At 48.9% G+C, this 19,886-nt stretch carries 14 protein-coding genes; 7 read left to right on the top strand and 7 right to left on the bottom strand.

The window, feature by feature from the left end:
* Nucleotides 1-100 precede the first annotated feature (100 nt).
* Complete coding sequence (locus tag SE18_RS02635) at nt 101-1,072, top strand: A/G-specific adenine glycosylase (RefSeq protein WP_054532869.1); 972 nt, start codon at nt 101-103, stop codon at nt 1,070-1,072.
* A gap of 662 nt (nt 1,073-1,734) precedes the next feature.
* Here the strand turns inward: SE18_RS02635 and SE18_RS02630 are convergent.
* The 4 genes from SE18_RS02630 to SE18_RS02615 are packed head-to-tail and all read right to left on the bottom strand — an operon-like array spanning nt 1,735 to nt 8,225.
* Nucleotides 1,735-2,940 carry a Wadjet anti-phage system protein JetD domain-containing protein gene (locus tag SE18_RS02630; protein ID WP_054532868.1) on the bottom strand — a complete coding sequence of 402 codons (1,206 nt, stop codon included), beginning with the start codon at nt 2,938-2,940 and terminating at the stop codon, nt 1,735-1,737.
* A complete protein-coding gene (locus SE18_RS02625; protein WP_054532867.1) occupies nt 2,918-6,199 on the bottom strand; it encodes an ATP-binding protein in 3,282 nt (1,093 codons plus the stop codon). The genes SE18_RS02630 and SE18_RS02625 overlap by 23 nt, the downstream gene beginning before the upstream one ends.
* Nucleotides 6,196-6,828 (bottom strand): DUF4194 domain-containing protein, encoded by a 633-nt coding sequence (locus SE18_RS02620; RefSeq protein ID WP_054532866.1) that lies wholly within the window; start codon nt 6,826-6,828, stop codon nt 6,196-6,198. Before SE18_RS02620 ends, SE18_RS02625 begins: the two co-directional genes overlap by 4 nt.
* A complete protein-coding gene (locus SE18_RS02615) occupies nt 6,825-8,225 on the bottom strand; it encodes a Wadjet anti-phage system protein JetA family protein (RefSeq protein ID WP_054532865.1) in 1,401 nt (466 codons plus the stop codon). The genes SE18_RS02620 and SE18_RS02615 overlap by 4 nt, the downstream gene beginning before the upstream one ends.
* Nucleotides 8,226-8,551: 326 nt before the next feature.
* Here SE18_RS02615 and SE18_RS02610 point away from each other — a divergent pair, with 326 nt between their 5' ends.
* From SE18_RS02610 to SE18_RS02595, 4 genes are all read left to right on the top strand, one after another.
* A complete protein-coding gene (locus tag SE18_RS02610) occupies nt 8,552-8,971 on the top strand; it encodes a MarR family winged helix-turn-helix transcriptional regulator (protein ID WP_054532864.1) in 420 nt (139 codons plus the stop codon).
* Nucleotides 8,972-9,075: 104 nt separating this feature from the next.
* Nucleotides 9,076-11,490, top strand: a complete 2,415-nt coding sequence (locus SE18_RS02605) for a 3-hydroxyacyl-CoA dehydrogenase/enoyl-CoA hydratase family protein (protein WP_054532863.1) — start codon at nt 9,076-9,078, stop codon at nt 11,488-11,490.
* 205 nt (nt 11,491-11,695) lie between these two features.
* Nucleotides 11,696-11,986, top strand: coding sequence for a four helix bundle protein (locus SE18_RS02600; RefSeq protein WP_083469684.1), 291 nt, complete (start codon nt 11,696-11,698; stop codon nt 11,984-11,986).
* On the top strand, nt 11,979-13,157 hold the full coding sequence (locus SE18_RS02595; protein WP_054532861.1) for an acetyl-CoA C-acyltransferase: 1,179 nt from the start codon (nt 11,979-11,981) through the stop codon (nt 13,155-13,157). The genes SE18_RS02600 and SE18_RS02595 overlap by 8 nt, the downstream gene beginning before the upstream one ends.
* A gap of 86 nt (nt 13,158-13,243) precedes the next feature.
* Here the strand turns inward: SE18_RS02595 and SE18_RS02590 are convergent, their stop codons facing one another.
* A complete protein-coding gene (locus tag SE18_RS02590) occupies nt 13,244-14,212 on the bottom strand; it encodes a C45 family autoproteolytic acyltransferase/hydolase (RefSeq protein ID WP_054532860.1) in 969 nt (322 codons plus the stop codon).
* Nucleotides 14,213-14,396: 184 nt separating this feature from the next.
* Here SE18_RS02590 and SE18_RS02585 point away from each other — a divergent pair, with 184 nt between their 5' ends.
* Together SE18_RS02585 and SE18_RS02580 are read left to right on the top strand one after the other, a co-directional pair.
* Nucleotides 14,397-15,557 (top strand): acyl-CoA dehydrogenase family protein, encoded by a 1,161-nt coding sequence (locus SE18_RS02585; RefSeq protein WP_054532859.1) that lies wholly within the window; start codon nt 14,397-14,399, stop codon nt 15,555-15,557.
* Between the two features lie 86 nt (nt 15,558-15,643).
* Nucleotides 15,644-16,069, top strand: coding sequence for a hypothetical protein (locus SE18_RS02580; protein WP_054532858.1), 426 nt, complete (start codon nt 15,644-15,646; stop codon nt 16,067-16,069).
* 175 nt (nt 16,070-16,244) lie between these two features.
* On the opposite strand, the gene cobS is transcribed toward SE18_RS02580, so the two are convergent.
* Both cobS and topA read right to left on the bottom strand, forming a co-directional pair.
* On the bottom strand, nt 16,245-16,994 hold the full coding sequence (gene cobS, locus SE18_RS02575; protein ID WP_054532857.1) for an adenosylcobinamide-GDP ribazoletransferase: 750 nt from the start codon (nt 16,992-16,994) through the stop codon (nt 16,245-16,247).
* Between the two features lie 73 nt (nt 16,995-17,067).
* A complete protein-coding gene (gene topA / locus SE18_RS02570; RefSeq protein ID WP_054532856.1) occupies nt 17,068-19,449 on the bottom strand; it encodes a type I DNA topoisomerase in 2,382 nt (793 codons plus the stop codon).
* Nucleotides 19,450-19,886: the final 437 nt, after the last annotated feature.

Raw genomic sequence — 19,886 nt, 5'->3', positions numbered from 1 at the left:
GCACAATTGTTCGTTTTCTAGCGCCAAAAGACTGATCTTGCAGCCAATTTGCTGAGTTTATGGTACGATCAAGCTAGAACATTTTAGAACAGAAAGAGCTATGAACGAAACAAGCGCATTGCAAACCGATCTGTTGGCGTGGTTTCAGGCCAATGGGCGCGATTTACCGTGGCGACGCACCCGCAACCCCTATTATATTTTGGTGTCGGAAACGATGCTGCAACAAACCCAAGTTGATCGGGTTATTCCCAAATATGAGGCTTTTTTGGCGCTGTTTCCCACCGTCGAAGCCTTGGCTAGCGCCTCAACCGCCGATGTCATTCGTTCGTGGCAAGGCTTGGGCTACAATCGGCGGGCAGTTAATTTGCAACGTGCCGCCCAAGCGATTGTTGCTGCTGGCTTTCCCGCCGATCCTGCTGGCTTTCCTAATACGCCCGAAGGCTTGCGCAATTTGCCAGGCATCGGCGCTTATACTTCGGGCGCAGTAGCATGTTTTGCCTTCGAGCGTGATGTGGCGTTTCTTGATACCAACATTCGGCGGGTAGTGCGGCGCTTGTTAGTTGGCCCCGAAGATGCACCACCAGCAACCACTGAACAAACCTTGATTGATTATGCCCAACAATTAATTCCACCAGGCCAAGGTTGGGCTTGGAACCAAGCAATTATGGAGTTAGGAGCTTTGATTTGCACCGCAGCCAAGCCGCAATGCTGGCGCTGCCCGCTCAATCAGCATTGTCGAGCCTATGCGATCTGGCGCGAGGCCAATACCCAGCTTGATATGTGGCAACCACCAGTGATCAAGCCCCGCAAAAAGGCTGCCGAGCAACCGTTTCATAGCTCCAATCGCTATTTTCGCGGGCGAATTATCGATGCGCTGCGGGCGCTTGAAGCGCAACAAAGCCTCGATTTGGCAAGCTTGGGGCCGCAAGTTAAGCAAGATTGGCTGGGCAACGAGGCGGATCTGACCTGGCTTGCCAAGTTGGTTAGTGGGCTAGCTCAAGATGGTTTGTTGATTTGGCAATACCAACCTGAGCAGGATTTGGCTGGTTGGAGCGTGCGGCTACCAGCCTAAGCAGGTGAAGGAGTCGCTACGATACGTTGCGAAAGTGTTTCATTGATTATGGCTAAGCAGCAGTATTATAAACCCATAAACAAACGAGGCCACGTGAAGCACCATCACTGCTGGACACAATCGTCAGAGCAATTCTGCTCAACGAAGATGCGACGCTTCACAGCCTAGTTTCAGCAAAGCCTTCATACGAAGGCAAGCAGCGTCCAAATATCGCCGTTGGCTCAATTCAGCAAGTGGTTAATGCTAGGCCATTCCAACCACCTGAATCGCCAACAACGTTCGCGGGTTAGCCGTCGCAATGCCTGAACCGAGTACCTACCAGCCCTTAACTGGTTCACAAACCTCAAGCTGGATATACTCATTCGGTTGATCCAAGGACTTGATAGTTGCAGCGCAGTTGCTCCCAAACTTGGTAGCTTGTTGAGCTAGGATTCTCTGATTGCCGGTCTGCGGCCAAGGCCCTCCTTTCCACGATCGCTATCGTGGTGCTATTGGCCAATATGGTGCCGGACGTTCTGGCCTTGATCGTTGACTGTTGCCGTGACTTGGCACCCCATGGATTGGCGCAAATTCCACCGCGCCTCCTGCTAAGCCAGCAACGGTGTAGACACCTCCTTCCGCCGCACCTTTGCCCAGCGTCCCCCTCGCTGGGCAAAGGATTTTTAGCCACCTAAAAGATCAAGTTGCTCTTGCTCAAGTTTTACATTCTGGGCCAGCATTGCGTCAATTAAGGCCCAACAATCAGCAAGCAGCGGGTGCTGTTGAAGTTCGCCAAGGCTGTGGCGCTCTTTTTGATGCAACGCTTGCGTCGCATTGGGCATCCGCTCAAAAATGGTTGACTCAGGCTGCCATAGCTGAATTTGGGCAACGTGTTGGCGTAAATGGGCTAGGATTCGCAAGCCACCTACATCATAATCACCCCAATGATACCAACCGACTCTTGGCAATGCGGTTGCGAGCTTGACCAGAAATTGGCAAAGGCTTGGACTAGCAAAACCACCAGTATAGATCAGCATCGCTTGTGGCTGACGGGCAAGCATACTGTGGAAGCTGGTTAAATTTTCAATCGTAATAATTTCACTGCAAGCTGAATCGAGCACCGTAGCCTGGCGCAAAATTGAGCTAGGTAAGCCCAAACTTGGTCGAAAATCACCCAATTCTAGAATTTTTTGATTCAATCTCAACCGGACATCACCAGCAAGCAGCACATACTCCGGCACTTTTTCGAGATTAAAGGCTTGCAGCAAAGCACGATCATCATCGCCAAACTGCTTGGCTTGGGGTGCAAATTGGCGCAAAACTCGCAAAACTGCACCTTCTAGCTCGCTAAATCGTTTGCTCTGGCCAAGCCAGCGAACACTAAATAAGCGTTCTAAGATTGGGGTTGCTAGTTGAGTTAGGCCATAAATCGCCCGTAGCAGATCGCGATTCCAAGTGGGGTCGGTTAAATCAAGTGGTTGGATTGAACGTTGTTGAATTAATTGCTGTTCGAGCCACGCCAACCACTCAGCAAACCAAGCCTGTGGGTTCGCATACTCGGCCAACAATGCGCGCAACGCCTGTTCTTGCTCAGCCAATGGTTGGCGTTTCAGCAAACGATACAGCGCCGCCGCATCGAGTAAATCAACAGCTTCAAGCCAATTATGCTCTTCCCATTTGCGCCAATGGAGTTTAACTACCTTTGTTCGCGCCAATTCAAGCAAACAACTATTAGTTTGTTGGCGCTCATCAACCTGTTTTTCATCAAAATAACGCGAAAATTTGGCTGCTTTAACCTGGACCCGATTAACCCGCTGGCGATCGCGTTGTTCATGTTGGTCAAGCAATTGCTGCAAAATAGCGGTGCTAGTTTTGGTCAGATTCAGCATTCGGCGCCTCTAGACGTGCTGCATAATTCCGATATGGCTCAACCAAAACTCGCTGTTGCTGATCTTTCAAGCTCGTTAAAACCAAGGTTGTGCACATTTTTGGCACGAGATATTCGCAACGTTCAATCGGCGTAGCAGTGATAATCTGCAAACCAAAATGGTGGAACAGATCGAGGGTCGAGCCAATCCGATCTTGATCCATTTTTGAGAATGCCTCATCGAAGGCCACAATTCTGATGGTTGAGCGTTTGCTGCGTTCGCTAATTTTATACAATTGCACAAACGATGCTGCAATTGTCACATAAAATGGCGTTTGAGTTTCGCCCCCTGAGGTTTGGCCCATAATCTTGCTCAAACGAGAGCGCGTGCCATCACGATCAATCACATCGATATCGTAGCTCAAATAGCGTCGATAATCGGTAATTTGAGCTTGTTCAAGCTTTTCTTGATCAGTTAATCCAGGCTGAATCAATAATTGGAAGAAGCGATCAAAGGTTGCCTTATGCTGTTGATAAAAGTCACTATCTTGAATAATTTCACTGGTCACATTGGCTGATTGTTCGATTAGTTGATAAAAATCGCGCAGCGAATCGGCAATTTCATAGCGAAAATGATAACGCTGGCCATTGAAATCTAAGCCTCGTAAAGCATCATTAATTCGATCGAGTTCAGCTTTAGCACGGCCAATATTTTCGCGTAACTTGTGTAAAACATGCTCACGTAGCTCGGTTTCAGTTTCGTGTTTCGCTTCAGCAATTTTCTGTCCAAAATTGGGCAAATCTGTAGCCTCTAATTCAGCTTTTCTGGTTTGGAAGCTAGTTTGCTCAATATCTGCTAGTTCACGTGCGCCAAAATCGCGATTATAGAGCAGAACTTGTTCACGCAAAGCTTCTTGGCGATTATTGAAGCGCGTATGATAGCCGCGACTCTGTTGCTCAGCGGTTTCTTGCAAACGGCTAAATTGCGCAGCTTCAGTATTTTCACGCTGAAAATCGGCGCTTGCATCTTCAATTTGGTTGGGATACTGCTGCTGCATATGTTCAAACAGGCTTTGAGCATTCAATAATTGATGGTTATCTTGTTGAATTTGGTGTTCAAGTTGGCTAATTTTAGTTTTAAAAGCACCATTTAGCTCAGTAAAGCGGCTAATATTTATAGAATATTCATCATATATTATTCGCAAACGTTTAACTTCTGCTTCAAGTGCTGCCACGCCGCTGGTATCAATGCTATCGTGCTCATGTTGTAATTCTACAAGCGTTCGTTGTAATTCACTCGCATCAAGTTCTTCCTCAAAATATGAATCTAAACCTAATAACATTTGTTGTAATTTTTCAAGTTGCTCAGAATATTGACGTTGGCGCTGTTGTTCAGGACGTAATATCGCCAACTCAGCTTGGATTTCGGTTAATTGCTGGCGGCGACTTTCAATTTGTGAGCGTTGTGCGCGTTCGCCGATAAACCAAGGCCGAAATTTGCGTGGATCGATTGAACGTGCCGTCCATTCTTGATAAACCATCACTTCAGCGGTAATTGCCCGCCGATGTTGGCGCAAATCTTGAACTCGTTCGCATGTGATAATATCGCCTAAAATCGCTGCAATATATTTATCAATTAAGCCTGTTTTGGCTTTAACTTTCGTTGCCAATGATAATAGTCGTGCTGGGCGAGTTTCCGCGCTTGCTTGCTGCAAATCAACCAAGCCCACATCATAGAGCCGCTGTTTATCACGTAATTGGTCAAGCAAATCTAGTGCTTGGCTATAATATTTAGGTTCAACAATAATATTGAATCGGCGCTGACCAAGCATTGCTTCAACAGCATCTTGCCAATGTTGATCAGGAATTTCTAAAAGCTCACAAAGCAAAAAAAGTTCAATCTTTAATTCTTGCTTTAAGTAGTTACGCACATTTTCCACATTTTGTGGATAATGATTTTGGCGATTTGATTGTTCAAGGCTCGCGATTTCCTTTTTTAAGCTCCCTTCTTGTTCCATTAAGCGCGCAATCGTATCATCAGTTCTCGTCAGTGCTTGGAGCTGCAATTTTAAAGCAGATCCAGTCGCCATGTTCTGTTGCTGTAATAAAGGCACAATTTGCTGTCCTTGAGGAATTTGCTCAGGCTGCTGCAATAGATTAACTAAATCTTGCTCAGCAATTCCTGGTAATGTATTCAATGATTGAGCAATTTGAGTTAATTTTGCTTGGAGTTGCCGCCAGCGTTGATTAATTTTTTGAATTTGTTGCTGCAATTGCTGAATTTCGTTGGCAAGTTGTTGTTTACGCCGTACAACATCCGATTGACTTAATTGAAGTCGAGCTTCATCCCAAGCTATCTGGACATTTTGTTGCAAACCAAGTTGTTGTTCTAAATCAGTCTGATTCAATTCATAATCACGGCGGGTATCGATTAATCGTTGTTGGTGTTGATTAATCTGTTGTTGAATTGCCGCAACGTTGTAATGCGCCGCTAGAATTTCAAACTTACCTTGCAAATCTCGAAATCGTTTCGCTTCATCTTGGGTTTTGATAATTGCGTTGAGGCTTTTTAATTGATCTTCGACTTGTTTGGCTTTGCGTTCCAAATCACGAAGTCGTTCAACAACATTTTGCAAAGTATGCACATCAAGCGAATTCGGCTCCAACAACCATTGTTCAACAAACTCACGAATATTACGAATTGGCTGGAAGGTCAAGGCGCGCAGAAATAAATCGAAAAAGCGCTGATTGAGGCCACCAAGTCGATTCAACAACTCGGCCTGATATTCGCCAGTTTGATCGAAACTGTTAAAGCTTGTGCGATTGCGAGCCAATTTCTTAAGTTCGCTGCGGGTAGTTTCTTTGCCCTGATTAACAAACAGGTCAGGATTAAGCTGACCATCAGCAATAAAAAAAGTTCTTTCAAGATTCTGGTTGATGGGCCGGGCTTCGATACAAATCCCGCTGATAAAGGCTTGATGCTTCAGATCGTCAGTCCACTCTAGCACCACATAGCCAATCGTATTGCCAGGCCGCAGCCAATGTTGCTCGCCAATTTTGCCGCGCACATAGCTATCGAGCGATCGTTGAGAGCGATCTTGGGCGGCGCTGTTAAAACGTACTCGCCCCAAATCGGCCACGAGCACAAGTTGCAACGCATCAAGGATTGATGATTTTCCAGAGCCATTATGCCCAGCCAAATACAAACTATCTTGCACATCAAACACATGCCAATCGAAGCGATGCCAATGATACAAAAAAATTCGACTCAGCTTAATCATGCTTGCTCCTCGTCTGAACTGCTTGGGCGTTGATATTCGGCTAGACGTTCGGCCAAAGCGGCGATGCCACTAGCAGGAACAATCACCTCAAGGGCTGGCAATAATTCAATCACGGTCTCAGGATCATTGGCTCTCAGCACCGTACTCTGCGGGGCACGAATTAATTTAAGCTCATTGAATAGACGTAAAGCACTATCAAAAACACCTTTTTTGCGAATAGCTCGATTGGGAAAAAACTCACTATAACGGGTATAGAGATCACTTACCGTCGTAGTAGGATAGCGCGTCAAACTCGGATTAAGGGATTCATATTGTTCAGCGTAAATCAAGCGCAATAACAGCAGCCAGAGGGTTTCCTCTTTATCAAAGCGGCGGCGATGGCTGCCATCACGATGAAAGACATGAAAAATATGTAAATTTTCAGCGTAATGCAGTTCCCAACCTGCAACTGCTAAATAATCACGCACCAAATCGATGCGGCGCACTAACCATGCAAAAATCCGCCGATCCTGCTCATCTTCGCGCCAAATCAGGCCGTCGCTGAGTAAACGCCGCACGCTATCGGCAAATAATTGTTGCTCGCTTGATGAAAGTTGGCTATATTCTTCAGCAAAATTAACTAAACTCATGCTGGTTGCTCCGTTGAAACCCGCCGCACCAAGAAATCGCGAAAGCCCACGCCATCGCGCTCAACCCACACACCATTATCGATTGGCTCAACTTTATAACCCAGCGAGCCATCACCATATGAGCGCAAATAGATAATTAATGATAAATCGTCAATACTTTCAAGCTCAATCTCTGAGCCACGCCGCTGCTCGGCATCGCCCAATAGTTGTAAGGCATAACGGCGCACTCGATCGCGACTGATCGAACGACGCAATTGGCGCAGGGTAGCCGCCTGTGCTTGTTCAATATCTGCCTCGCTAATTGGTATATAGCTATCAGCCTGACTTTCAAAAGGGACAGCCGCGCGCGTTGGTGCAGTTAACGATTGTTGATCAGTTAATTGAACCTCGTAAATATTCAAGAGTTCGTTAATTTCTGGGCTGGCTTGGGCATAGGCTTCAGGATTAGGTAAGATGTGGCTCAAAATACTGTGGAGTTGGCCGCTAGTGCTGGTGCTAGCACTGAGAAATAATTCAATATTGCGCACTGCCGAATCAACAAATTGGCTATGACGGAGATCAATCACCCTAATTAATTGATCAAGTTGCTCAAAATGACTACGAATTGTCTCAATTTGATCAGTCAATCGATTGTAGGCTGATTCAAAATCAGCAGCCTCACCACGACTAACCAAATGCTGCGCCGATAGATCGATGAGATTAGTACGCTCAATTTTGTGCAAAAATTGTAAAATTGCAGGCCGATAGCGCGAAAGGTGGTCGGAGGTGCGCAATTGGTGATAGGCTTGATCAACAATATCTTTGCGATAGCTGCCAAAAACATGTTCAAGCACATCTTTAGTTTTGAGGGTTTTGAGCACGGTTTGAATATGTAAACCAATATTGTGTTGCAATTCTTTGAGCGCCTGCGTCAGAAAAAGCGTCTGGTCATAGGCATTCGAGAGCCGATCATGGGGTGCATCGCCGGTGCAGGCTTTTTCGAGCACATCGTGAATGCCACAAATCATGCCGCGCAAATGTTGGCGCTGTTTGGTCGCAAGGTCTTCAAAAAGTTGTAAGAGCCGAAAGGCATAATCGGGTAAAATAATCGCCGAGGAATAATCGCTTTGTTGTTCAAAGCGCAGCCAGCCCCAAGCCCGCAGCGAGCGTAAAATCGCCGAAGCATGGTTATTTTGCTCAAGTTCCGATTCTTCTTCGTGGGCATCGCTCGTCAAATCTTCGGCGTTTGGGAGTTCTAATTGTTGTTCAACAAGGCTTAATGCCCGTTCTCGGCTAAGTGGTTGTGATTGTTGTTTGGTAGCGGCAAATAGTGCTAGCAAAACCTGACTATAAATTGCAGCACCACGGCTAGCCAATGGGCGAAAAAGGGTGGCTGGAATGGTCTCGAACAAACTCATGGTAGCACGCATTTCTCTGGCGGATGCATGGTGAATCCATGACCAAGTGAGGATTACCTAATCATAACAAGCTTTCCCCACCCTCGCAAGCAGCCACTTCGTAGCAAAATTCTCAATCTTGACAAAGCATAACGCACTGCGTATAGTTAGTTTGTGTACGGACTATTTGTATACGAGGGATCAGAATTCAGGGGCTAGGGGTCAGGAATAAACATTAGGGGCAATGCACAAATAATGAATTGAGAACTCATTCGTGCGCTTCGTGTCCTTCGTGGTTAAATTAATCGATTCGCTGTTCTTCATCAAGCTTACAAGGACGTAGCATTGTGGAAGCGCACTATCATTTGTGTTTTCAAGTTGGGCGCGTAGCCCGCCAATTGATCAGCCACTACAATCGGGTGTTGGCTCCCTTGGGGCTGACCACCGCCCAATACTTCGTTCTCGTAGCCATGAAGCCCGATGAAGCTCCAACCATGGGCGAACTTTCCAGCCGCACCTATCTCGATAATTCAACCCTAACGCCAATCATCGATCGCCTTGAGCGCGATGGCTGGCTCGAACGCATGCCCGACCCCAACGATCGGCGCACTACCCGCATCCAATTAACCAGCAGTGGTTTGGAGCGGTTGCCCGATGCGCGCCAACGTGGCGATGCGGTCGAAAACGCTATGCGCCAACAATTGGGCGATCCATTGGTCGATTTATTGACCGATGGCTTGCGTAAGGTTGCCCGAATCGAACTTTAATTGTTTTTCCAAACCTGCAATCAGCCTCAACGAGCTGCAAAACCCTCGCTGATTACAGTTGATCGTTGATTAAATCGCTTCCAACCAGAAAGAAAGGTGGTTCAATGACGTACCGCATTCAACGGGCAGTGGTAATTGGCTCAGGCACAATGGGCGGTGGTATCGCCGCGCATCTGGCCAACGCTGGCGTGCGCACCGTGTTGTTGGATATTGTGCCAAGCGCGTTAACGCCTGAGGAAGAGGCCAAAGGTCTTTCGTTGCAAAGCAAAGCCGTGCGCAATCGGATTGTGCAAACTGGCTGGGATCGGGTGGTCAAAAGCAGCCCCGCCGCGCTGATGAATAAAAAAGCTGGCGAGTTAGTACAACTTGGCAATCTCGAAGACGATTTTGCTGTGATCAGCGAAGCCGATTGGGTGATTGAAGTTATCGTTGAGAAACTCGAACCCAAGCAGCAACTGATGGCGCGCATCGACGAAATTCGCAAAGCTGGCAGCATTATTTCATCAAATACCAGCGGGATTCCAATTCACAAAATTGCTGAAGACCGCTCCGACGATTTCAAAAAGCATTTCCTTGGAACCCACTTCTTCAACCCACCCCGCTACCTGAAATTGCTCGAAGTGATTCCAACTCCAGATACCGACCCAGCGATTATTGACTATATTCGTAGTTTTGGCCAAGAACGCTTGGGCAAAGGCGTGGTTATCGCCAAAGATACACCAAACTTTATTGCCAACCGCATTGGCACCTTTGGCGGCGCATATGCCATGAAGTATATCGTCGATAACGGCTACACGATTGAAGAAGTTGATGCATTAACTGGCACCTTGATCGGCAATCCCAAATCGGGAACCTTCCGGCTTGGCGATTTGGTCGGCATCGATGTGATGGTTGGGGTTGCCCACAACCTCTACAATCTCGTGCCCGATGATGAATCACGTGATGCGCTGCTGGCTCCGGCCCCAGTTCAGGGCTTGATGGAACGCGGCTGGCTCGGTCAAAAATCTGGCCAAGGTTTCTATAAAACCGTCAAAGGTGCTAACGGCAAGGAATTTTGGGTGCTCGATTGGGAAACTGGCGAGCATCGCGCTCCGCGTGAAGTTGATTTGCCAATCATCAAGCAAGCCAAAAAACAGGGCAATTTGGCCGCACGCTTGCGCTTCTTGGTCAACCAAAGCCAAGATCGCGGCGGTAAGTTGATTGCCGATACCTTGCTGCCATCGTTGGCCTATGCTGCTCGCCGCGTCCCAGAAATTAGCGACCATCTGTACGATGTCGATAATGCTTTGCGTTGGGGCTTTGCCAAGGAGATGGGGCCATTTGAAATGTGGGATGCGATTGGCCTCGCCGATGGTGTGAAGCTAATGCAAGAACGCGATATTCAGGTGGCTGATTGGGTGTTGGCGTTGCTTGAAAAAGGCCATGCCTCGTTCTATCAAACGGTCGATGGCGCCAAACAAGCCTACAGCCCAGTCACTGGCGAATACGAAGCAGTGCCAAGCTCCGACTTGAAGCTTGACCTTGACGAATTGCGCAACGCTGGCAAAGAAGTGGCGCGCAACGACTCAGCCAGCTTAATCGATTTGGGCGATGGCGTCTTGTGCTTCGAATTCCATTCCAAGATGAATGCGCTGGATAGCGAAATCACCGAAATGGGTTTCAAAGCCTTGGAATTGCTCAAAGACGATCGCTGGACGGGCATGGTCGTTGGCAACCAAGGCTCAGATTTCTGTATCGGTGCCAATATCTTTATGCTGATGATGGCAGCTCAAAACGATCAATTTGATCAGCTTGAGCAAATGTTGAAAACCTCGCACGACTTGATGCAAGGCATGCGCTTCTCGCCCAAGCCAATTGTCACCGCGCCTTTCGGGCGGGTACTTGGTGGTGGCGCTGAAGTTTCGATGCATGGCTCGCGCATGTGTATCGCCGCTGAAACCTACATGGGCTTGGTTGAAGTTGGGGTTGGCTTAATTCCTGGCGCTGGCGGGGTCAAAGAATTTGTGCGCCGCGTGATTTCTCCGGCAATCAAACTAGCTCCCGAAAGCGATCCAACGCCATATCTGCAACGAGTATTCGAGCAAATTGGCATGGCCAAAGTTGGCACTAGCGCCTTCGAAGCCCGCGATCAAGGCTTTGTCACCGAAGCAGATCGAATTGTTATGAACAGCGATGAATTGATTGGCCGTGCCAAGCAATTTGTGCTTGATTTGGCTGCTGCTGGCTTTAGCCCACCAGCCCGCGAAAAGCTCTATGCCGCTGGCCGCGACGGCTTGGCTGCAATGCGGGTCGGCGTGTGGATGATGCAACAAGGCGGCTATATTTCCGAATACGATGCCTTTATTGGCAACAAACTGGCCTATGCCATCGCTGGCGGCGACCTCAGCAGCCCCCAATGGGTCGATGAAGAACATTTCTTGGCCATGGAGCGCGAAGTGTTCTTGGCGCTGTGCCACGAACCAAAGACCATGGAACGGATCATGTTTATGTTGCAAAACAACAAGCCGTTGCGAAATTAGAAGGATGATGGGTCAGTTTACCGGAACCGCGAAGATCGCGAAGATCACGAAGGCTGAGTCAGGTTCATCAAGCACCGATTGCGAACCACAACACGCCCTTGAGGGGGTGCAGGGGGATTAAAGCCCCCTGCGTCTCCCGCCTTGAGGCGGGACGGAAGGGTGGTGAACAAAGGATCAGCGGTCAGTGAATAGGGATTAGTTTCGGCTGTATCAAGCGGAATATATTCGATTTTTATCAATTGCTCGTGGCTCGCTGATGGAAGTTCAAACTCATATTCTGCTTGCAGAACGTTTGGAATTTCTTCAACCAGACCAACTATCTGAAACCAAAGGATTAATCGGGCAAGTTGGGCGTTTAATCAATGGCTTATTACGCTCGCTTCGAGCAAATCAAGCCACTGGGCGGGTCAGTGAAACTGGTATTGATTACCAATCCGATCCCCAGTCCCCAACCCCCGATCCCCACATCCATAAAGGAGTATTCAACGATGAATGAAGCTGTGATTGTTGCTGGTGCGCGAACCGCCGTCGGCAAATCCAAGCGCGGGATGTTTCGCAATAGTCGGCCTGACGATTTGGCAGCGGCAGCAATTAAAGCTGTGGTTGAACAAGCTCCAGGCCTAGACCCACGCGAAATCGAAGATTTGATTTTGGGTTGTGCGATGCCTGAGGGCGAGCAAGGCCTGAATATTGCGCGGATTGCCGCTTTGCGTGCTGGCTTGCCAATCGATGTGCCAGCTCAAACCGTCAATCGTTTTTGTGCTTCGGGCTTGCAAACAATCGCCTTGGGTGCAGAACGGATTATGGCAGGCGGCGCTGATGTGATTATCGCTGGCGGCGCTGAATCGATGAGCATGGTGCCAATGTCGGGCAACAAATTTGCCCCCAACCCATGGATGGCCGAGCACTATCCAGAAATTTACATCAACATGGGCCTAACCGCCGAAAATGTCGCCCGCCAATTTAACATCAGCCGCGAAGATGCAGATGCTTTTTCGTATCGCTCGCACATGAAAGCGATCGATGCAATTCAAGCAGGTCGCTTTGCTGATGAAATTGTGCCTGTTGATGTTGAGTTTGCCGAGGCTGAAGCAGGCGGCACGATCAAACGTAGCAATGCGACAGTCAAGGTCGATGAAGGCCCACGCCGCGACACCAGCTTGGAAGGCTTGGCCAAATTGCGGCCTGTGTTCCATGTCAAAGGCACAGTAACCGCTGGCAATTCATCGCAAACCAGCGACGGCGCAGCCGCAGTGCTGTTGATGAACCGCCAAAAAGCCGATGAGCTTGGCCTCAAACCCTTGGCGCGCTTTATTGGCTTTGCAGTTGGTGGTGTTGGCCCAGAAGTCATGGGCATTGGCCCAGTCGTGGCGATTCCCAAGGTTTTGAAAAAGACTGGCTTGAATCTCAGCGACATCGACTTGATCGAATTGAACGAAGCTTTTGGCGCACAAGCCTTGGCAGTGATTCGCGAGCTTGGCATCGACGAAAGCAAAACCAACGTCAATGGCGGAGCAATCGCCTTGGGCCACCCACTCGGTTGTACTGGTGCAAAACTCACTGTCCAAATTATCAACGAACTTCGGCGCCGTAATGGCCGCTATGGCATGGTAACGATGTGCGTTGGTGGTGGTATGGGCGCTGCGGGCATTTTCGAGTTGTTGTAAGGGCGAAACTACGAAGGACACGAAGCACACTAAGAACGATTAACCAAGTCTTCGTGAAACTCCGTGTCCTTCGTGGTTAGATAACGCTAAAACTCCAACTCTCGATAGCCGACTTGGCAGGGTGCGCCAAAACTATAGGCCACTCGTTGCTGAGTTAGTTCATATAAGCCCGACCAAAGTGTGCTCGAAAACTCTTTATGGCAACAAAGCGGAATCTGGTGATCGCTCATGGTTTGGGCGGTTTGCAACCAAGGATCGCCATATTCATGACCAACCGCTGCGCATAAAAAGGCTTCACGCGCCTTGGAATCACTCAGCGGACGACGGCCTTGCAACGGACTCAAATCTGGGTGATTGAAGTGGTTGGTGGTTGCCAACAGCGTATCTGCTTCTAAAACGCCGATTGGCTGACCAGGATAGCACTCTAAACGAGCGAAACGGCCATGACGATCAGCGACAGTATAATTAAAGGATGAAAGCTGGGGCAACTCGCGAAACAAGCTAATTACTTCGGCAGTGCTGGTACATAAATCTAAGGCCAAACGCGGCAGCAGATGAAACGGCACACCTGGTTGCAAATGCTCCTGCCGATCGGCCATAACTTTGTGCAAGCCCACAAACAAGCCATGTTCGTTGATGCCATCGTAGCGACCGCCAACCAAGCCGCCGTTCATGCCAATGTGCTTATAGCCATAGCTGCTGTGGGTCGCAAGCAAATCGCGAGTTGGCATATTGATATAAAAATCGTAGTTACGCCCAACGAATACTTGGCCGCTGGAATGTTGCCAAGCCACTGCTGAACAAGCTTGAGGCAAGGCCGCAGCCCGCAAAAACAAACTGCGTTCTGCTGGTGCATCAAAGGCATCAGCAAAGCTCGCCAACTCATACCACAAAGCCGAATGGGTATGCCGAATAATCGCCGCACATTCGGCCAAAAAGGCCAAATCATGCTCCCACGAGCTTGAGCGAAACGGCGATTTAACCCGTTGGAGCATACTCGCCAAATAGCGCCCAATCTCGCTTGGCGAGCCAATTAATTGTAGAAAACGATACATAGAAAGTCAAAAAGCAGAAGGCAAAATGCAAAATATTCAATCTAAGAATTCATGCTTAAATGATACACCCTAATTTAAGTGCTGAAAACGTTATCTAAATCCTGCTATTTTGTTTTGGCCTTTTGCCCTCTGAGTTTTGATTTCTGACTTTTGACTTTTTCCTTTACATTAGGAGGTTTCCCCAATGGAACTCAACGAAGAGCTACGCATGTTGCGTGAAACCGTTCGCGATTTCGCCGTCAAGGAAATTAAGCCGATCGCCCGCGAGGTCGACGAAGCAGAGCGTGTGCCATTCGAAACGATTCGCAAAGCAGGCAGCTTAGGCTTGCTCGGCATTCCATTTCCCGAGGAATACGGCGGCGCTGATGCTGGGATCGTCGGCTATTGTATTTTGCAAGAAGAAATTAACCGCTATTGCGCTTCAACTGGCACGATTATCGGCGCGCATGCTCAGTTGTGTGGGATGTCGATTTTTCTTTCGGGCAACGATGAGCAAAAATCACGCTACCTCAGCAAGCTCAACGAAGGCAAATTATTGGGTGCTTGGGCGCTGACCGAGCCAAATGCAGGCTCCGACGCTGCCAGCATTACCACGACTGCAACCCAAGATGGCGACGATTGGGTTATCAACGGCGGCAAAATGTGGATCACCAATGGCTCGTTTGCCGATGTGATTGTGGTGTTTGCTTCAACCAATCGCGAGCGCGGCGCACGCGGCGGCATCACGGCCTTTATTGTCGAAAAAGATTTTGCAGGCTTCAAAGTTGGCAAAGTCGAGGAAAAAATGGGCTTGCGCGCTTCGCATACCGCCTCGATTTTCTTTGAAAATTGCCGCGTACCAGCCAAAAACGTGCTTGGTGAAGTTGGAGCTGGCTTTGGCGTTGCAATGAAAACCCTTGATATTGGGCGCTGTGGCTTGGGTGCAAGTGCGCTTGGTTCGGCCAAAGAAGCCTACGAATTGGCCTTGCACTATAGCGTCGAACGCCAACAATTTGGTCGCCCAATCGCCGATTTCCAAGCAATTCAGATCAAGTTGGCTGAAATGCGCACCAAAATCTATGCGATGGAGCAAATGGTCTATCATTGCGCAGCCTTGGTTGATGCAAAAAAACCAGCCACACTTGAATCATCAATGGTTAAGTTGTTCTGCACCGAAGCTGCTTCGCAAATTATCGACGAAGCGATTCAAATTTACGGCGGGATGGGCTTTAGCCGCGAAGTACCGCTCGAACGTATGTATCGCGATGCACGGGTCACACGGATTTTTGAAGGCACCAACGAAATTCAAAAATATGTGATTGCTGGCGAAGAACTTAAAAAACTGGGCCATAAAATCAAAATGTAGTAACGAAGGTTGTTGCTCGTAACGCTACAATGCCACCATGAATTAAATTATGGTGGCATTCTGCATTTAAACAAGTGAGTATAATTATGCGTCAAAGATGGCAGTTGGGCTATGGATTGCTATTTGCGCTGTTAGCTGGCTGTGGCGAGATAGCTGCCGTAAGTTTTGCTGATGCATGTCAAGCAAGCAATAATGGCCAGCGCATAAGAACGGAAGGCTATCTAGTAGTTGGTTTGTCTATCTTTTGCTCGAATATAAGCAGCAGTACTGTGCAATGCGGGCTGGATTTTGTCGCTGAACCGAGCCAAAACGAAGGTTTTACAGCAGATATAAACGAAGGCACTGGCAAGAACCAGATTGTAGTGCCAGAAGATTACACCAAAGAGACCATTGTTGTTCACGATGCTGCGGGAGCGGTCGTCAAGCTTGGCGAAAAAGTGCAGCTTGAAGGCACAATGTTGGTCGGCGAAGCCTGCTTGATCAAGGTTGAAACCATCATCCGCCTACCATAAGCAGCGCACCAACGCCCAAATCAGCCAAAGATCTCAATCGTAGCTTGAAACGTTACGATTTTTTGGGGTTGCTGCAACATTTGCTAACAAAGTCCGTAGATATATCCGAGCAGAAGCGGGTTCAGCAATGAATTCTCGTACTCATCCGCGCCACGGTTGTTGGCGCGGTAGTATTTTAAAGCATTTGATGATTAACCAAGGCTGCGACTACTGCTAAAACCAGCATTTCAGCAATTTCGCAGAGCGCGCCATAGGTATCACCAGTCAGGCCGCCAAGCGAGCGCACCATCCAGCGGGCAATAATGATCGTGGCCACAATCACCACGCCAAAAAGCAAGCCAGCCCACCACCAAAGCAAGCCAAGCGCTATCAAAGCAGCGCAGATCGTCGCCCACCAAAAATCGCTACGCCGCGTATGATCGTGGAATGTGCGCCCAAGCCCGCCCTCAGCAGCAGGTGGAAACCAAAAAATCCCAATAATATCGACCCAACGACCAAGGGTTGGCGCAACAATCAAAGCCCGCCACGCAAGATCGCCACAGCCAAGCACAAATAGCCATTTCAGCAGCAAAATACTGATCAGTGCGATTGCCCCCATCGTGCCAATCCGACTATCTTTCATAATTTCAAGCTTGCGCTCACGCGAACGCCAGCTAAACAGCGCATCGGCACTATCGGCAATGCCATCTAAATGCAAGCCGCTGGTAATTGCACCCCAGCTTAAAATTGCACATAAACTACCGATTGGTGCACCCCACAGCCAGGTTGCACCAAACCATGTGGCCGCTACCAAGCCACCAATCAGCGTGCCCGCCAAGGGAAAAGCCACCATCGAACGCACAAGCGCGTGTTCGCTCATGGCTGGTTTGCCAGGCACAGGCAAAATGGTGAGAAAGCGCAAAGCTTCGGCAAGCTGCTTGAGCACAATGATCTCCTTGGTTAAACAGCAACGCAAGGCTTTATCGCACAACGATAAAACCTTGCGTCAAACAAAAAGCTTAGGCTACTTCTTCGGAAACTGCCACAGGCAATGCATTGCTGGCATAAGTACAATCGGGGTAGCGGGTGCACGAATAGAAGGTGCGGCCACCACGAGCACGTTTGGCAACCACTTTGCCCTCGCCACATTGAGGGCAAGTTGGGGCATCGTTGGGCGTTAAGCGCACAATCGAGCGACAGGTTGGGTAGCCAGTACACGACAAGAATGGCCCGAATTTGCCCTCTTTTTGCACCATTGGGCGGCCACATTTGGGGCATTTTTCTTCGGTTGGCTTGGGCGGCGGAATCACCACAAAATCCTTGCCCTGAGCGCGCACTTTGCGAATGCCTTTGCAGGTTGGGTAGTTGGTACATGCCAAGAATGGGCCAAAACGGCCTTTTTTCAGGCTCATTGGGTTGCCACATTCTGGGCAGGTGGTGTTGCCGAAAATCTCGGGCTGAGTGGCAATGTGAATGCCACCTTCGCCATCACGCTCCAAATCGCCAGTCCAGCTACATTCTGGATATTGCGAACAAGCCAAGAACTCGCCATTACGGCCCCATTTGATCACCAAATGATTGCTACATAACGGACATGGCAGCTCGGTTTTGATTTCTTCGCGCTTGACATTGCGCATCTCGGTTTCGGCAGCATGCAAGCGCACAGCAAACGGATCGTAGAATTCGCGCAGCACAGGCACCCAACGGCGCTGGCCTTCAGCAATATCATCAAGCCGCTGTTCCATATCCGAGGTAAAGTTGTAATCGACAATATCTTTGAAGTGTTCAACCAGCAAATCGGTCACCACGCGGCCTAAGGTCGTTGGCATCAATTTCTTTTCAACCAACTCAACATACTCGCGGGCAACAATCGTCGAAATTGTTGGCGCGTAGGTTGATGGGCGGCCAATGCCTTCGCTTTCCATCTGCTTGACCAAGGTTGCCTCGGTATAGCGCGGCGGTGGCGTAGTAAAGTGTTGCTCGCCAAACAGATCATGCAAATCGAGGGCTTGGCCTTCGTTGAGTTGCGGCAACAAGGCCTCTTTGTCTTCGTCCTCGTCGCCTTCATCAAGGCTCACGTTATAGACGGCCAAGAAGCCATTGAATTTGAGCACCGAGCCAGTTGCGCGAAAGGTAAAGGGCGCGCCAGCAGCAGTTTTGATGCCAACTCCAGCGCCAATATCGATGCTGGTGCTATCAAAAATTGCCGCTGCCATCTGCGAAGCCATAAAGCGCTTCCAGATCAAATCGTATAAGCGCAGCTCATCGCGGCCAATCGTGGCTTTTAATTGATCAGGACGGCGCATCACGCTAGTTGGGCGAATCGCTTCGTGAGCTTCTTGCGCGCCTTTGGCCTTGGTTTTGTAGATATTGGGTTTGGCTGGCGCATATTCCTTGCCATATAGCTCGGTAATTAAGCTGCGAGCCTCGTTTTGCGCATCGACAGCAACGTTGGTCGAGTCGGTACGCATATAGGTAATCAACCCAACCGTGCCATCCTTGCCGCCAACATCGACCCCTTCATAGAGCTTTTGGGCCACTTGCATGGTGCGTTTGGAGCTAAAGCCCAGCTTGCGGCTGGCCTCTTGTTGCAAGGTACTGGTGATAAATGGTGGCGAAGGCGAGCGGCGTTTATCCTTGCGCGTAATCGCCCCGACAATATAATTTGCGCCTTCCAAGGCATTCAACACAGCATCAGCATCGTCTTTGCTAGGAATCGCAAATTTATCGAGTTTTTTGCCATTGCGGGCGTAGAGAATTGCGCGAAAAATATCGTTTTTAGCCAGCTTTTTCAGGCCAGTTGGCGATAAATCGGCCTCGATCGTCCAATATTCTTTGGGTTCAAAGCCTTCGATTTCGCGTTCGCGTTCGACGACCATGCGCACAGCAACCGATTGCACGCGGCCAGCTGAAAGCCCGCGACGCACTTTGGCCCACAAAATTGGTGAAATTTTGTAGCCAACTAAGCGGTCGAGCACCCGCCGCGCTTGTTGGGCATCGACCAAGTTGGCATCAATTTCGCGTGGATTGCGAATTGCGTTCTGAATCGCTTCCTTGGTAATTTCATTAAAGGTAATTCGATAGACGGGCTTGCGTTTGCCAATATTGGCTGCTTGCAAAATATGCCAAGCAATTGCTTCGCCTTCGCGGTCGTGGTCGGTTGCGAGGTAAATTGCAGAAGCAGCTTTGATTTCGCGTTTCAAGTCGGCAATGAGCTTATCTTTGCCCGCGCTAATTTCATAGACCGGGGTAAAATCATTGTCAATATCAATGCCAATTTTACTCTTGGGCAAATCGCGCACATGGCCCATGCTCGCGGTGACGCGATAGCCAGCGCCCAGATATTTTTGAATCGTTTTTGCTTTAGCTGGCGACTCAACAATCACCAATTTAGTATCCATAGGGTTTTTCCTTAAAAGTTCACACTGTGCCACCAACCGACGCATTCAAAACGCGGCGAATCAGTTCAAAGTTGACGTGTACTGGAGCAGCGTCGCTTAGGTGGCCTCGTTGAGGCACGAGCGGGAATTCGTGCGGCGTGAAGTACAGTGCCACAACTATCCACTTCTGTCAATATAGCGCAGAGCATAGAGCATAGAACACAGAGCATAGAACATAGCGAAATTATGAAGGATGAAGGATGAAAGCCAATAGCCCAACGCCCGATACCCGATACCCAGCCATTTATCCCTACAATTTGACTTTTGATTTTTGATTTCTGACTTCATGCTTATGCTCTCTGTTCTTTTTTGACTTTTGACTTCTGATTTTCACCTTGCATTGCCTTGACATGCAATAATCGGCTATAATCGATGTAGAAACATTGCTGTACTTCGCT

The organism is Herpetosiphon geysericola (assembly GCF_001306135.1).
GTDB classification, from domain to species: Bacteria; Chloroflexota; Chloroflexia; order Chloroflexales; family Herpetosiphonaceae; genus Herpetosiphon; species Herpetosiphon geysericola.
Note: the sequence above shows the minus strand (reverse complement) of the source record. Positions and strands in the feature narration are given on the sequence as shown.